Here is a 14480-nt window from a genome sequence, read left to right as displayed (position 1 = left end):
CAACGGCAACACTGAACAGCCCCGGCGCGCAGGATGAACGGGTTCCGGAGCCGGAGCCCGTCACCGCACGGCGTCTCCCCGCAACCTCATGATCGAGAAAGTTCACTCGCGAGGGCCGGTCGGGGGCTCGGTGAACGAAGCGGCGTGGTCGGTGACCCATCGGTGAAACGTCCGGGCCGGTGTCCGGAGCAGCTCGGACACGGTGGGGGTGAGGTAGGCCGGGCTGCCCACCGCGGCGTTCCAGGCGGCCAGGAGCATGTCGACGGCCGGGCGTGCGGCCGGCGGCGTCGCCTGCCGGAACTGTTCGGGCGACAGCTGCTCGAACGTGAGCCGGCGGCCCAGCGCGTCGGCGATGATCCCTACCTGCTCGGCCTGGGTGAGTGATTCGGGGCCGGTCAGGACGTAGTCGCCGCCGATGTGCCGGTCGTCGCGCAGGGTTTGTGCGATGATCGCGGCGACGTCCCGGTCGTCGACCGGTGCGCTCGCGGCCTCGCCGTAGGGCCACCGGATCATGCCGTCGCCGCGGATCGCGTCGGCCCACCAGAGCAGGGCGTTCGACGCGAACATGCCCGGTCGTACGATCGTCGAGTCCAGGCCGGCGGCCGCGATGAGCCGCTCGATCTCGGCGTGCAGTGCTGCCATCGGGTTGGGCTGCTGGAAGAACGGGTGCGGCGTGCGGTGTGGCGCGGACAGGTAGACGACTCGCTGGGCGCGGGCGGCCAGCCGGTCGACGACGGCGGCCGCGGTCTCCGGCGGGGCGGTCCAGACGAGCAGGACCGGCCCGGCGCCGTGCAGCGCGGCGTCGAGCGAGTCGGGCACGGTGAGGTCACCGGTGACGATCTCGACACCGGCGGGCAGGGCCGTCGCGGTCTCGGCGTGGCGCACGAGTGCGCGGACCGGCACGCCCGCCTGGCTCAGCAGGTCGACCACGGCCCGTCCGATGCGTCCGGTCGCGCCGGTGACCAGGATCGGACGGTCCTCGGCGGTTGATGTGGCAGCGCCGGCCGAGCCGGTTTCGGTCTGTTGCATAAACATCAGTTAAGCGTTACCGAGTTAAAAAAGCAACCGAGTAACTAAATCTGCGCGGAGCTTAGTGCAGCTTGGCGTCAGGCGTCGCCCGGACGGCCCGAGCACATCGGACGGGTAGCTCACTTTCGCGAGAATTGTCCGTTAGGTCAGTAATGATCAACCGGACGACCGACCGGCCGTCCAACCTTGCGGCAACGACCGAAAACGCCTGGTCAACTGGGGTCCTCAACGTCGACAGAAAAGGCACTGGGAATGAACACGCTGACACGAGCGGCTGCGGCCGCCGTCATCGGCCTCGCGGCCGGCGCGACCTTCGCGATGAGCCCGGCCGCGGCCGCTCCCAACTGCGGGGGCTGGAACTGTGTCACGCACGCCGCCGATCAAGCCGGCCAGACTGCAAGCCACGCTTACGACAATGCCTCGAATTACATCAGTCACCACACCCCGCAAATCACGGCGCCCGACGTCCACGTCCATGTCGGTGGAGGGGACACCAGCAGCAGCGGCGGCGACAACACCAGCAGCGGTGACAGCACCAGTGACGCCGACAGCGAATACCAAGCCGAGTGCGACTACTACGGAGATTGCGACTGAGGCTTCGGCCGCTCCACGATGGTTGAACTTTCTGAGCTGGGATCCGTTGAAGTGAATGTCCGGGTGCGTGTGTCCCCAGCACCGCGCCCGGACGTTTCTCACGGCTCGGGGTGGACGGCGACGGCTCGGGCTATCCGGGGGTCGGGGACTGTCCACAGGACGGCTACGGCGGCGAAGCAGGACAGGGCGATCCACACCGGGGCCGGAGCGAGGGCGCTCAGCAGGCCGGCGACCAGTAACAACGCGGAGAGTTTGCCCTTGCGGTCGGTGCCGACAGCACGACGCAGGGGCGAGTCGGGGCCCTGGGCGCGGATCGCGACCGCCTGCAGGATGAAGTAGGCGATGGCCGCGGCGAGCAGGTTCAGGCCGTACGCGAAAATCGGGTTTGGCGCGAAGCGTGATTCATCGACCCAGGCGGTGGTGAACGGCAGCAGGGACAGGGCGAACAGCAGGCCGAGATTGGCCCAGAGGATGCCGCCGGTGACCTGCTCGATCAGGTGGAACATGTGGTGGTGGTTGTTCCAGTAGATGCCGACGTAGACGAAGCTGAGCAGGTACGAGAGCAGCCCGACCCCGGTGCTGTGGATCAGATCCGTGAGGCGATGGCCCTCCGGGACCTTCAGCTCCAGCACCATGATCGTGATGATGATGGCCAGCACGCCATCGCTGAGTGCTTCCAGCCGGCCGGTTCTCAACGTGACGCCTCCAAGGATGGTGTTTGTCAGCTGAGACCGGGCCGCCGGTGAATCTGTGACACGCGGAACTTGTTGTCACAAACGCGGGGGCTGTGCGGTCCTACTTACGTGCGAACGATTCTGGTGGTCGGCGGCGGGTACGCCGGGTTTTACACAGCGTGGAAGCTGGAGAAGAAACTCCGGCGCGACGAGGCACGGGTCGTCGTCATCGACCCGCGGCCGTACATGACGTATCAGCCGTTCCTGCCCGAGGTGCTGGCCGGCTCGGTCGAGGCCCGGCACGCCGCCGTCTCGCAGCGACGTCATCTCAAAAAATCCAAGATCATTTCCGGTACGGTGGTGAAGATCGACCACGGGTCGCGCAGCGTGACCGTGCGTCCGGCCGAGGGGCCGGAGTACACGCTGGGTTACGACACGCTCGTCGTCACGGCCGGTGCGGTCACCCGGAAACTGGCCATCCCGGGCGTCGTCGAACAGGCGATCGGGCTCAAACACGTGGAAGAAGCGGTCGCCATCCGCGACCAGCTGCTCACCGCGTTCGACCGCGCCTCGACCCTGCCGCCCGGCCCGCGCCGGCGCCGCCTGCTGACGGTGACCTTCGTCGGCGGCGGTTTCTCCGGCGTCGAAGGGTTCGGCGAACTGCTGTCGCTGGCCACCGCGCTGGTCAAGAAGTACCCGGAGCTCGACCCGGCCGAGGTGGGCTTCCACCTGGTCGAAGCCCGCGACCGGATCCTGCCCGAGGTCACCGAGAAGCAGGGCCGCTGGGTGGTCCGGTCGCTGGAGAAGCGCGGCGCGCACGTGCACCTCGGCGCACAGATGCGCTCGGCCAAGGACGGGCACGTGGTGCTCTCGACCGGAGTCGAATTCGACTCCGACCTGATCGTGTGGACCGCCGGCAACGGCGCCAACCCGATGGTGCACAACCGCACCGACCTGCCGATCGACGCCCGCGGGCTGCTCGTCGTCCGGCCCGACCTGCGCGTCGGGACCGAAGAAGCACCGGTGCCGGACGCGTGGGGCGCCGGCGACGACGCCGCCGTACCCGACCTGGCCGTCGGCGACGGCGCGGTCACTGTGCCCAACGCGCAGCACGCCGTGCGGCAGGGCAAGCTGCTGGCCCGCAATATCCTGGCCGACCTGCGCGGACGCAAGACCAAGAAGTACGTGCACCACAGCCTCGGCACGGTTGCGACCCTCGGCCTGGGCCGCGGCATCTTCGAGTGGAAAGGGATCGTGGTCAAAGGCTTCCCGGCCTGGCTGATGCACCGCGGGTACCACGTGCTGGCGGTGCCCAGCTGGGAGCGCAAGTTCCGGGTGCTGGCGATCTGGGTGACGGCGGCGCTGTTCGGGCGCGACATCGTGTCGCTGGCTTCGGTGCAGCATCCGCGGCACGCGTTCGTGACCGGGGGCGACCCGACGGTGCTGACGATCGCCCCGGAGCCGGTGGCCGCCGACACCGAACCGATCCCGGCCGCAACCGCGAAGTGACATGAACGCCGCCCGACCGGCCGCAAGGCTCTACGCTTCGAGCGCGGCGGCCGGTCGATCGGCGAGGGCGATGCCTCGGACTTTCTGTCTCGCTTCCGGCGCAGGTGGCGCAGCCTGGTGGAGTTTGCGCTGGGGTGGTTCACCGACGGATAACTCGGATGGCAAAGTGGGCTGTCGGGGAGCTGGGGTCTACCGGCGAAGTCGTTCGGGCGCCTTCGGGAATGGGGTTCGGCCCCGGTGTGGGGTTTCTTTGAGCGTGACCAACGGCGGACGTCGCCCTTTCGGGCTTTGCGTTTTGGCCGCGCCAGCGGCCTGCGAAGGTCGGAAGGGTCCCCGCGGGAGCGACGGTCCGGACCACGGCGGAGATAGGCAATGAAGAAATTGAATTTTGGTTTGCGGAACGGCCCGCGGAGGAGCGGGCCGTTCCGTGTTTGTGCAGGTCAGCGAGCGAGGAACTCGGGGTAGGTCGTCTTGGCCAGGTGGGCGTCGGGGCCGGCGATGATGGCGTTGCCGGGGACGGCGGCGAACATTCCGGCGGCGGGGTCGACGACGACGGTCTTCTTGTCGGACTTGGCTTCCAGGAAGATGCGGGCCAGCTCGTCGAGGGTGAAGACTTCCGGGCCGGCGACGTCGCGGGTGGCGTTGAGCGGGGCGCCTGCGGAAACTTCAGCGACCGCCTGGGCGACGTCCGAGGAGGCCATGGGCTGGATCGGGGTGGCCGGGAGGTGGACGGTGTCGCCGTCGGTGGTCCAGGAGAGGACGGCGCCGACGAATTCGAAGAACTGGGTGGCTCGGACGATGGACCACGGGATGGGGCCGGTCTTGAGGATGTTCTCCTGCAGGACTTTGGCCTGGTAGTAGACGAGGTCGGGCACGAGGTCGGCGCCGACGATGGAGAGGATGACGGCGTGGCCTACGCCGGCCTCCTTGGCCGCGGTGAGCAGGTTGTCCATGGTGGTGCGGAAGAATTCGGGGGAGGCCTCGTCGAAGGTGGGCGAGTTGGTGAGGTTCACGACGACGTCGGCGCCGGTCAGAGCCTCGGGGAGGCCTTTGCCGGTGAGCAGGTCGAGGCCGGTCGTGGGGGAGTGCGGGACGGCTTCGTGGCCGGCCGCGTTGAGCAGGGTGACGACCTGGGAGCCGATCAGGCCGGTGCCCCCGATGACGGCGATCTTCATGGTGGTGCCTCTCTGGTTGGGTTCACCGGCTAAGACCGGGCAGGCCTCCGATCTGTGACAGGGTTCGGATTTTGTTCTTACGTTCGTCGAACAAAGCGGTCGTACGGTCGCCGGCATGACCGAACGCAACCGGGTGGCGCACCTGCTCAGGAGGCTGACCTTCGGGCCGACGGCGGCTGAGGTGGATGCCGCGGTGAAGGTGGGGTTCGATGCGACGCTGCGGACGTTGATCCGGGCGCCGGGGCCGGTGAGCGGGCCTGACCTGGGGGCGGAGCCTGCGGGTGAGCCGGGCGACAAGCGGCAGGCGCAGCAGAAGCAGGCAACCGCGGCGATCAAGTGGTGGCTCGGGCAGCTTGCGGTCGGGGGAGCGGCGGAGAAGCTGACGTTCTTCTGGCACGGGCATTGGGCGACGAGCGTGCAGAAGGTGCGGTCGGCGCCGCTCATGCTGGGGCAGTTGGCGAGATTTCGGGAGTACGGGTTCGGGGATACCGGGCCGCTGGTCCGGGCGATGCTGCGAGACCCGGCGCTGATCCTCTGGCTGGACGGGCAGAAGAACACCCGTAAGGCGCCGAACGAGAACCTGGCCCGTGAGCTGATGGAGCTTTTCACGCTGGGGATCGGCGCCTACACCGAGGCCGATGTGAAGGCGGGCGCGAGGGTGCTCACCGGCTGGCAGGTCGACCGAGCAACCGCCGAAGCATCATTTGTCGAGAAAAGACATGACAAATCGGGTGTGACGCTGCTCGGGAAGACTGGCGCGTTCGACGTCGACGACTACGCCGACCTGCTGGTCAATCATCCCGTCCACCTGCCGTTCCTGGCCCACCGCCTGTGGATCCGCTACGCCGCGGCCGTCACACCGTCAGCCGAGGCACTGACCCGGATCACCGCCGCCGGCCGGAACACGACCGCGCTACTGACCGCCCTGTGCAGCGACCCGGAGTTCGCGGCCACGAACGGAAAACTGGTCAAGCAGCCGGTCGAGTGGCTGATCGGCGCGGTCCGCCAGCTCGGCATTGCGGTCCCACCGCAGGCGATGGCCGACCTGCGCAGCCTCGGCCAGATCCCGTTACGCCCTCCGTCGGTCGGCGGCTGGCCGGTCGACGTCGCCTGGCTGACCACGTCGGCGACGGTGGCCCGGCTGCGGGCCGCGCAACGGCTGGCCGCGGCCGCCAAGACCGAGGTCAAGGACCCGGAAGCGCTGGCCGACCTGCTCGTCGTCGACGGCTGGAGCAACCGCACGCTCGCGGTCCTGCGGGGCGTCAAGGACCCGACGAAGCTGCTCGCCCTGGGCCTGGCCAGCCCCGAGTACACGGTTCACTGAGAGGGGATCGCCATGGACACGCTCACCCGCCGCCGGTTCCTGATCGCCAGCGGAGTCACCGCCGCGGCCGGCGTCACGGCGTACACGATCAATGATCTTCTCCGGACGAGGGGTGACCGTGATCCGGCGGCGAAGACGCTGGTCCTGGTCACGCTCTACGGCGGGAACGACGGACTCAACACCCTCATCCCGTACGGGGATCCGGCCTACACCGCCGCGCGGGCCGACATGGCCTACGAGCCGGAGAAGCTGCTCCACCTCGACGACCACTTCGCGCTGAACCCGGGACTGACCGGGCTGCACCAGCTCTACCAGCGGGACGGCCTGGCGATCGTGCGCGGCGTCGGCTACCCGAAGCCGGATCGCAGTCACTTCCGGTCGATGGACATCTGGCAGACCGCCCAGCCGCAGCGCCCGGGCACGACCGGCTGGCTGGGTCGCTGGCTGGACACGGCCGGCGGCGATCCACGGCTGGCGGTCTCGTTCGAGCCGGTCCTGCCGCCGCTGCTGGCCGGGGCGACCAGTGCCGGCGCGACCGTGCCCGGCGGGAAACTGACGCTGCCCGGCGTGATCACGCCGGCGCAGGCCACGGCGCTGGGGCAGCGGGTGGACGGCGAGTCAGCGGCGCGGGCGCGGGCCGCGGCCTGTTTCGCCGACCTCATGCGGGTGCAGGACCTGATGGCCGACACCCTGGCCGAGGACCCGGCCGAGGACGGCGACGCCCCGGCGACCGCGACCGGCGGCAACGCCCCGCCGTTGGATCAGCAGCTGGCGCTGGTGGCCCGCTGTGTCGAGGCGGGTGTGCCGACCCGGGCCTACTCGGTGTCGCTGGGCGGCTTCGACCTGCACGCCGACGGCCGGGACGCGCAGCAGTCGATCCTGGCCCGGCTGGACAAGCCGCTGGCCGCGTTCCAGCAGCGGATGGCCGGCAAGGGCGTGGTGGTCGCGGTCTACTCGGAGTTCGGGCGGCGGGTGCGGGCGAACGCGTCGGACGGTACCGATCACGGCACCGCCTCGGACATGTTCCTGCTGGGTGACGGGGTGAAGGGCGGCATGTACGGCGAGGCGCCCAGCCTGACCGACCTCGACGACGGGGACCTGAAGTACACCGTCGACTTCCGGGACGTGTTCGCGGCGCTGCTGCACGACGTGCTCGGCAGCGATCCGGCGCGGATCCTGGACGGCTGGGCCGGGCGTCTGGAGAACGTGCTCTGAGGGTCCGGCCCGCGTCTAGGCTGTCGATGGATGGTTCCGGCGAATCGGCACGAAAGGTCAGACGATGGCGAAACGCTCGTCCGTCGTCCTGGTGTCGATGATGACGGTGACCGTCCTCGGAGTGGTCTCCGCGCTGCAGTCGCCCGGGGCGCTGACGTTCGGCATGGTGGCGCTCGGGCCTGCGATGGCCGCGATCGCCGCCGTCCCGGGTGCGGTGCTGCTGGTGGGCCTGTACGCGCTGGCCGTGGCCTTCGGGGTCTCGACGATGCAGGGCCTGCTCGGGTCGCCGGCCCAGATCTCACGGCTGGTGCTGGTGACCGCGGCCACCGCGATCGGCTGGGCGCTGGCCTTCCATCAGCGGCGCACGCAGCGGGCGAATGCGATCGCGGCGCGGGAGCGGGAGATGCTGGGCGCGATCGCCGAGCAGTCCGGAGATGCGATCATCGCGACCGGCCTGCACGGCGAGATCATCGCCTGGAACGGTGGCGCCGAGCGGCTGTACGGGTGGCGCGCGGCCGAGGTGATCGGCAAACCGTTTGCCGACATCCTGCCGACCGACCGCGGTTCGGCGCTGGAGGACACCCTGGCCGAGCTGGCCGAGGGCCGCCGGATCCGGCTGGACGAGACGCGCCGGATCCGTAAGGACGGCACGCCGTTCCTGGTCTCGGTGGACGTCTGGCCGATCCGCGACGAGAACGGGCTCGTGGTCGCCGCCGCTGCCACCGAGCGTGACATCACCGAGGAGAAACTGGCCCGGGAGCGTTCGGCGCGGGCCGACCGTCTGGAGAGTCTGGGGCAGCTCGCCGGCGGGGTCGCGCACGATTTCAACAACCTGCTGGCGATCATCCTGAACTACGCGGATTTCCTGGCCGACGAGGTCGAGGGGGACGCCGCCGACGACCTGTCGCGGATCCGCAGTGCCGCCGACCGGGCCAAGTCGCTGACCGGGCAGCTGCTGCTGTTCGCGAAGCGGGAGCCGACCCAGGTGGAGATCATCGACCTCAACCGGGTGGTCACCGAGGCCGACGAGCTGCTGAGCCGGACCATCGGAGAGAACGTGCGGCTGGTCTGCCGCCCGGCGCCCGGGACCATGCCGGTCCGGGCGAACCGCGGGCGCCTCGACCAGATCCTGCTCAACCTGGTGATCAACGCGCGGGACGCGATGCCCGAGGGTGGGGTGGTGGTCGTCGAGACCGACGGCGTCGAGCTGGGCGACGGGCCGGCCGAGCCGTTGCCGCCCGGCCGATACGCCCGCCTGACCGTCAGCGACACCGGGTCCGGCATGACGCCGGAGGTCCGGGACCGGCTCTTCGAGCCGTTCTTCACGACCAAACCCGCCGATCGGGGTACGGGGTTGGGCCTGGCCACGGTCTACGGCATCGTCGGCGACGCCGGGGGCACGATCGGGGTGGAGTCCGCACCCGGTATCGGGACCACGTTCCGCATCCTGCTGCCGTCGGCCGCCATGCCGGTGGACGCGCCGGCCGGGCCGTCCGGCGGTGAGCTCGCCCACGGCCACGGTGAGCTGGTCATGGTGGTGGAGGACGACGACTTCGTCCGCGACCTGGTGATCCGCATCCTGCGCGACAACGGTTACCGGGCCACGGCCCTGGGTGAACAGTCCCTGGCCGGTATGGATCTGCACGACGTCTCGCTGGTGATCACCGACGTGGTGATGCAGGGGCGTTCCGGGCCGGCCCTGGCCGCCCGGCTGCGCGCCCGCCGCCCCGATCTGCGGGTGCTGTTCATGTCCGGCTACAGCGACGCCGAGGTGCGCCGCGAGCACGGCATCGGGCCGGAGATCCCGATCGTGCAGAAGCCGTTCACCGCGGTCGAACTGCTCGCCGTGGTGGGCGAGGCGATGTCGGCGGCTCACGCCAACGGGGCTTGACGGGCACGACGTGTTGACATTGACTCGTGGGGCCGGTTGTACTGCCTTCCTGCGTTGATCTGGCTGATTCCGATGGCCGGCGTCCCGTTTCCGATGTGGGAACGTGCACAGACTCAGGAAGGCAGGTGACCGCCGTGGGCCTGACACCGGCCGAGATCGACGGCGTCGCGTTCCATCGACCACGCCCCGGTGCGAGCGGCTACCACGAGGAGCAGGTCGACGCGTTCCTCGAGGACGTGGCCGGCGAGATGCGCCGGCTGGAGATCGAGAACCGGGCGCTCAGCGACCGGCTCGCCCCCGACGACCTGGCCGAACGGGTGCGCCGGGCCGAACTGGACTGCCTGCGGGCCGAGGAACGCGCGCGAGCGTTGCGCGACGAACTCGACCGGCTGCGCGACGTGCCGGTGAAGCTCGACAACCCGCGCATGCTGGAGCTGGCGCAGCGCAACGCCGACGAGCACCTCGCCGAGGCCCGCCGCGAGGCCGAGACCCTGGTCGAGCAGGCCACCACCAAGGCGGCCCAGCTGGTCAGCGACGCCCAGCTGAGGGCCTCGACGATCGTGGCCGACGCCCGGCACGCGCACGCCGAGGCGATCTCCGGGATCGAGACGCAGCGGGCCGCGATGCTCGACGAGATCGGCGACCTGGCCGCTCGGATCGAGGAACAGCGCGAGGCGATCGGCGGGGACATCTCCGGCCGCCTGTCCGAGTTCACCGCCTGAGCGGCGGGACGCCCGGCGCTGTCCCGTCCAGAAAGACGCGGCGAAATGTTGCAGACCGGCAAATAACGCCCCCAACTCGGCGCACACTTTTCTCGTGACGGTGAACGGAATGGTCGCCGGCCCGGCATGGACGGCGTCCCTGAACAGCGCGGCCCTGCTGGACAGCGTGCAGGAGGCGTTCCTGGCGGTGGACGCGACCGGCGTGGTCCGCGGCGTCAACCGATCGGCGCAGGAACTGCTCGGCTTCTCCGCCGAGGAACTCTGCGACCGGCACCTCGACGACACGTTGCGCCCGGAGCACGACGGCCCGACCGCCCCGGCGCTGGCCCGGCTGTTCGCGTCGGCCCCGCAGCGGCCGGTCGGGCGCGAGATCCGGGTCCGGCACCGCGACGGTCACCTGCTGGCGGTCCGGGCCACGGTGTCGGTGATCCCCTCGACCGGCGGCCCGGTCGCCTGCATGTTCCTCACCGACCTGTCCGGCCAGGCCGACGCCGAGCAGCGCGCCGAACGCAACGACAGCTTCCTGTCGGCCCTGCTGGAGAGCCTGTCGGTCGGCGTGACCGCGTGCGACGACGCGGGTCGGCTGGTGGTGCTGAACCGGGCCGCGCGCACCGACCTGGGACTGCTGCCGGACGGCCCGATCCCGCAGCCGGCCGCGATCACCGCCGGCGCGGTCCTGCGCGACGGGAGCCTGACACCGCTGGCCTGGGACGAGACGCCACTGGCCCGGGCCTGCCGGGGCGAGCACGTCGGCGAGACCGACGTGGTGGTCGAGGTGCCCGGACGTAGCGCCCGCACGTTCGCCACGACCGCGCGGCCGATCCCCGGCACCGACCAGAGCCGGGCCGGTGCGGTCTCGGTCGCCCAGGACGTCACCGCGGTGCGCCGGCTGGAACGGTTCCGATCCTGCCAGGACACGATCGACCAGATCCTGGCCGGTTCCACGTCGATCACCGAGGTGACCCCGGTCGTGCTGCGGGCGGTGGCCGAGACGCTGGGCTGGCCCGGCGCCGAGCTGTTCCTGCTGGACGAGGGCGTCGGCGCGCTGCGCTCGGTCGGGCACTGGGGGAGTGCCGAGGAGATCTTCGGGCACCAGCCGATCTACGGGCAGGCGCTGACCGGCCGGGTCTGGGCGACCGGTCAGCCGATCCTGGTCCCGGACATCACCCTGCGCCGGGACCGGTCGACCGGCTACGAGCGCGAACGGATGGAGGCGTGCCTGCGCAACGGGGTGCGGACCGCGCTGGCCGTCCCGGTCCGCGACGGCGGCACCCTGCTCGGGGTGCTCACCTGCTACGCGGCCGCGCCCGAACTGCACGAGGACCAACTCGTGGTGCTGCTCAGCGGGGTGGCCGCGCAGATCGGCGCCTACGTCGCGCTGCGCCGCTCCGAGCAACTGGCCCGGCAGCTCAGCCAGGTCCAGGAGGACTTCATCAACCTGGTCGGGCACGAACTGCGGACGCCGCTGACCTCGATCACCGCCAACGCGCGGATGCTGGCCGAGGACGCCGGCCTGCTCGACGAGGAACACCAGCAGATGGTGACCGCGATCGACCGCAACGCCGCCATCCTGCAGAGCATCGTCGACGCGCTGCTCGACCTGGCCCACCTGGAAGCCGGGCACACCGAGATCCAGATGGGGATCGTCGACCTGGTCGCCATCGTCGCCGACGCGATCACCGTGGCCCGGCACACCGCCGCCGACGCCGGCGTGCGCCTGGTGGCCGAGCTCCCGGCGCGGCTGACCATGGCCGGTGAAGCGGTCCGGCTCCGGCAGGTCGTCGACGACGTGGTGGCCAACGCCATCACCTACAGCCGGCCGGGCGAACCGGTGCGGATCACGCTGACCGCCGACCCGACGACGATCCACCTCTGCGTGACCGACCTCGGCATCGGTGTACCGGCCGGCGAGCACGGCCGCGTCTTCGACCGGTTCTACCGCGGCAGCAACGTGCGCCACCACGGCATCGCCGGGCACGGGCTCGGGCTCAGCCTGGCCCGGGCCATCGTGCACCTGCACCACGGCACGATCTCGCTCTCCGACAATGCACCGAGCGGCACCGTGGTCTGCGTGAGCTTTCCGCTGTACGACCGTCCGGGCGCCTGAGCGTCAACGTCCGAAGATCGCCGGCGGATCGCCCAGGAACCACACGTTGTCGATGTGGACACGGCTCATCCGCCACCGGCCACCGTCGCGGACCAGGCTCACCGCGTAACGGTTCTTCAGCAGCGCGTACGTCCCCGGATTGCCGATCAGCACATGCTGGGCCTCGACCAGCGCGGTCATCGTGGCCGTCGCGCCGTCGACCGCGATGCGCGGATTGGTGACCTGATGCGTGGTCGCCACCCGGCCCGCGAACCCGGCCAGAATCGTGTCGACGATGGCGTCGCGGCCGGTCATCAGGGGCGGCTCGCCACCCCAGCGGGCCGCGGCCGGACGGAAATCCAGCTCGGCGTCGCCGGTGAACGACGAGGCGAACAACGTCCGGTCGGCCAGGTCCTGGCCCAGGCCGAAACGGTAGAGGGCGTCGACGATCTCCAGGTGGTCGCCGGGATCGTCGGTGCCGAGGGCGCGGTCACGAATGACGTACATGCGATCGAGTCTTGCGGCGGCACCACACCGCGATCAACGACGATCTCGGCGAGTTACCGTGAAGCGAGACTTCACGATGGGTGGGCGCGATGCTGGAGCGGCACGAACTGGAAGCCTTCCTGACGCTCGCCGAAGAGCTTCATTTCGGACGTACGGCGGAACGCCTGCACGTCAGCACCACCCGCGTCAGCCAGACGATCCGCAAGGTGGAGCGCCTGGTCGGGGCGCCGCTGTTCGACCGGACGAGCCGGCGCGTCGCGCTGACCCCGCTGGGGCGGACCCTGGAGGGTGAGGTGCGTCCGGGCTGGACGGCGGTCACCGCCGGGGTGCGGCGGGCGATCGAGGCCGGGCGGGGCGGGAGCGGGACGCTGACCGCCGGGTTCGTCAGCGCGGCCGGGGGCCAGCTGCTCGCCCGGGCCGCTGAACGTTTCCGGACGGTGCGGCCCGGGTGGGATGTGGTGATCCGGGAGGTGCGGCTCGGGAGCGGGGCTCAGGCCGTACGGGAAAGGGAAGTTGATGTTCTTCTGACGCCCGATCCGGTGGTGGACGCGGATCTGGTGGCCGGGGGGATCCTGCTGCGGGAAGCGCGGTTCCTGGCCGTGCCCGCGGAATGCGAGGATGCGGCCGGGCGGCCGGAACTGTCGGCCGAAGGGGCCACGTTGCCGGAAGTGCTGACCCGGGTCGGGGCCGGTCAAGGGGTGTTCGTGGTGGGTAGTCACGTGCGGCGCTACTACGCGCGGCCGGACGTCGCCTATCGGCCGGTCGAGGGTGCCGAACCGGTGGAATGGGGACTGGTCTGGCGGCGCGAGGACGGGCGCGACGCTGTGGAGGGCTTCAACCGGGCGGCGTTCGAGGTGATCGACAGCTGAACCGCCGCCCGGTGCGGGCGGGTGATCAGTTCCGGTCGGCGCGCGGGCGGTAGGCCCGTCGCGGGAGCCGGACACCGGTGAGGGTGTGCATCGCCGCCGGGCCGCGCGGGCGCCGCGGGCGGGCCGTCACCGGCGACTCGGCCAGGCTGGTCCCGGCCTCGGTCCCGGTCGCGTCGTGCGTCGGGTCGGCGGGCGCGTCAAGCGGCTCGTCGCCCGTCTTGTCGGCCTGCTGGGTGGCCGACTCGATGATCGACTCGTCGCCCGGCTCGGTGGCGAGCTCGTCGGCCGCAGCGGTGTCCAGGTCGTCGCTCGGCTCGGCTTCCGGGGCGTCGGCCGGGTCGGATTTCGGGGCTTCGGTGGGGCGGCCCAGCTCGATCTCGATCGTCGGGCGGGTGCGGACCTCGGCCTCGGCGAGCGGCGCGGCCAGCAGGAACGCCTCCGGCAGGGCCGGGGTCTCGGCGTCGGCCGACTCGGGCCGGAACAGCAGCCGGGCCGCGCCCAGGTTCGCGGCGGCGAAGACCGCGCTGACCGCGGCCAGGATCGGCGAGCCGCTGATCGACGTGGCGACCAGGACCGCGGTCACCGCGGCGGTGGCCAGCGCGGTCGCCGCGCCGGCCTGCCGCAGACGCTGGGTGCCGCGGGCGCCGATCAGGAACGCGGCCGCGGCCGACGCCGACCCGAGCAGTGCGGAGACCGCCCACACGGTCGCCATCGGCCAGATCGGCCCGACCGGGTCGTCCCCGTCAGCCGCGAAGAACAGCACGAACGGCAGCCCGACCAGCGCCGTCATCAGGAAGACGACCGCGTCCACGGTCAGCACCATGGCACCGCCGGTCGTCGCGTCCATCCTGCGTGCCCAACTGATGTCGGCCATGTGCGCCCTCC

The 14480-nt window shown here is 70.7% G+C and carries 13 protein-coding genes; 8 read left to right on the top strand and 5 right to left on the bottom strand.

What is annotated here, in order from left to right:
- Positions 1-102: 102 nt before the first annotated feature.
- Positions 103-1029, bottom strand: coding sequence for an SDR family oxidoreductase (locus tag ACSHV8_RS25640; protein ID WP_436536514.1), 927 nt, complete (start codon positions 1027-1029; stop codon positions 103-105).
- Between the two features lie 252 nt (positions 1030-1281).
- On the opposite strand from ACSHV8_RS25640, the gene ACSHV8_RS25635 reads away from it, so the two are divergent.
- Positions 1282-1623, top strand: a complete 342-nt coding sequence (locus ACSHV8_RS25635) for a hypothetical protein (protein WP_436536512.1) — start codon at positions 1282-1284, stop codon at positions 1621-1623.
- A gap of 98 nt (positions 1624-1721) precedes the next feature.
- On the opposite strand, the gene ACSHV8_RS25630 is transcribed toward ACSHV8_RS25635, so the two are convergent.
- Positions 1722-2318: a TMEM175 family protein gene (locus tag ACSHV8_RS25630; protein WP_436536510.1), complete on the bottom strand. Its 597-nt coding sequence runs from the start codon at positions 2316-2318 to the stop codon at positions 1722-1724.
- A 108-nt stretch (positions 2319-2426) separates the two neighbouring features.
- Here ACSHV8_RS25630 and ACSHV8_RS25625 point away from each other — a divergent pair, with 108 nt between their 5' ends.
- Positions 2427-3806 (top strand): NAD(P)/FAD-dependent oxidoreductase, encoded by a 1380-nt coding sequence (locus ACSHV8_RS25625; protein WP_436536508.1) that lies wholly within the window; start codon positions 2427-2429, stop codon positions 3804-3806.
- A gap of 440 nt (positions 3807-4246) precedes the next feature.
- Here ACSHV8_RS25625 and ACSHV8_RS25620 read toward each other — a convergent pair whose 3' ends face one another.
- Positions 4247-4981, bottom strand: coding sequence for an SDR family oxidoreductase (locus ACSHV8_RS25620; RefSeq protein ID WP_436536506.1), 735 nt, complete (start codon positions 4979-4981; stop codon positions 4247-4249).
- A 115-nt stretch (positions 4982-5096) separates the two neighbouring features.
- On the opposite strand from ACSHV8_RS25620, the gene ACSHV8_RS25615 reads away from it, so the two are divergent.
- From ACSHV8_RS25615 to ACSHV8_RS25595, 5 genes are all read left to right on the top strand, one after another.
- Complete coding sequence (locus ACSHV8_RS25615; RefSeq protein ID WP_436536504.1) at positions 5097-6305, top strand: DUF1800 domain-containing protein; 1209 nt, start codon at positions 5097-5099, stop codon at positions 6303-6305.
- A gap of 12 nt (positions 6306-6317) precedes the next feature.
- Complete coding sequence (locus ACSHV8_RS25610) at positions 6318-7520, top strand: DUF1501 domain-containing protein (RefSeq protein ID WP_436536502.1); 1203 nt, start codon at positions 6318-6320, stop codon at positions 7518-7520.
- A 64-nt stretch (positions 7521-7584) separates the two neighbouring features.
- Positions 7585-9411: an ATP-binding response regulator gene (locus tag ACSHV8_RS25605; RefSeq protein WP_436536500.1), complete on the top strand. Its 1827-nt coding sequence runs from the start codon at positions 7585-7587 to the stop codon at positions 9409-9411.
- A 125-nt stretch (positions 9412-9536) separates the two neighbouring features.
- Positions 9537-10133, top strand: coding sequence for a DivIVA domain-containing protein (locus ACSHV8_RS25600; protein ID WP_436536498.1), 597 nt, complete (start codon positions 9537-9539; stop codon positions 10131-10133).
- A gap of 94 nt (positions 10134-10227) precedes the next feature.
- Positions 10228-12240, top strand: a complete 2013-nt coding sequence (locus tag ACSHV8_RS25595; RefSeq protein ID WP_436536496.1) for an ATP-binding protein — start codon at positions 10228-10230, stop codon at positions 12238-12240.
- 3 nt (positions 12241-12243) lie between these two features.
- Here ACSHV8_RS25595 and ACSHV8_RS25590 read toward each other — a convergent pair whose 3' ends face one another.
- On the bottom strand, positions 12244-12726 hold the full coding sequence (locus ACSHV8_RS25590; protein ID WP_436536494.1) for a nuclear transport factor 2 family protein: 483 nt from the start codon (positions 12724-12726) through the stop codon (positions 12244-12246).
- A gap of 89 nt (positions 12727-12815) precedes the next feature.
- On the opposite strand from ACSHV8_RS25590, the gene ACSHV8_RS25585 reads away from it, so the two are divergent.
- Positions 12816-13595, top strand: coding sequence for a LysR family transcriptional regulator (locus ACSHV8_RS25585; protein WP_436536492.1), 780 nt, complete (start codon positions 12816-12818; stop codon positions 13593-13595).
- Between the two features lie 25 nt (positions 13596-13620).
- Here the strand turns inward: ACSHV8_RS25585 and ACSHV8_RS25580 are convergent, their stop codons facing one another.
- The gene (locus ACSHV8_RS25580) at positions 13621-14469 is read right to left on the bottom strand and encodes a hypothetical protein (RefSeq protein WP_436536490.1); all 849 of its coding nucleotides are present in this window, start codon (positions 14467-14469) and stop codon (positions 13621-13623) included.
- Positions 14470-14480: the final 11 nt, after the last annotated feature.

Source organism: Actinoplanes sp. HUAS TT8, from assembly GCF_051380535.1.
GTDB lineage: Bacteria > Actinomycetota > Actinomycetes > Mycobacteriales > Micromonosporaceae > Actinoplanes.
The sequence above is the reverse complement of the archived record's forward strand: the minus strand, read 5'-3'. Positions and strand labels throughout refer to the sequence as shown.

Coding starts and splice junctions, on each gene's coding strand:
- ACSHV8_RS25635 (WP_436536512.1), top strand. CDS start 1,282: ATGAACACGCTGACACGAGCGGCTGCGGCCGCCGTCATCGGCCTCGCG.
- ACSHV8_RS25615 (WP_436536504.1), top strand. CDS start 5,097: ATGACCGAACGCAACCGGGTGGCGCACCTGCTCAGGAGGCTGACCTTC.
- ACSHV8_RS25580 (WP_436536490.1), bottom strand. CDS start 14,469: ATGGCCGACATCAGTTGGGCACGCAGGATGGACGCGACGACCGGCGGT.
- ACSHV8_RS25640 (WP_436536514.1), bottom strand. CDS start 1,029: ATGCAACAGACCGAAACCGGCTCGGCCGGCGCTGCCACATCAACCGCC.
- ACSHV8_RS25585 (WP_436536492.1), top strand. CDS start 12,816: ATGCTGGAGCGGCACGAACTGGAAGCCTTCCTGACGCTCGCCGAAGAG.
- ACSHV8_RS25590 (WP_436536494.1), bottom strand. CDS start 12,726: ATGTACGTCATTCGTGACCGCGCCCTCGGCACCGACGATCCCGGCGAC.
- ACSHV8_RS25620 (WP_436536506.1), bottom strand. CDS start 4,981: ATGAAGATCGCCGTCATCGGGGGCACCGGCCTGATCGGCTCCCAGGTC.
- ACSHV8_RS25610 (WP_436536502.1), top strand. CDS start 6,318: ATGGACACGCTCACCCGCCGCCGGTTCCTGATCGCCAGCGGAGTCACC.
- ACSHV8_RS25605 (WP_436536500.1), top strand. CDS start 7,585: ATGGCGAAACGCTCGTCCGTCGTCCTGGTGTCGATGATGACGGTGACC.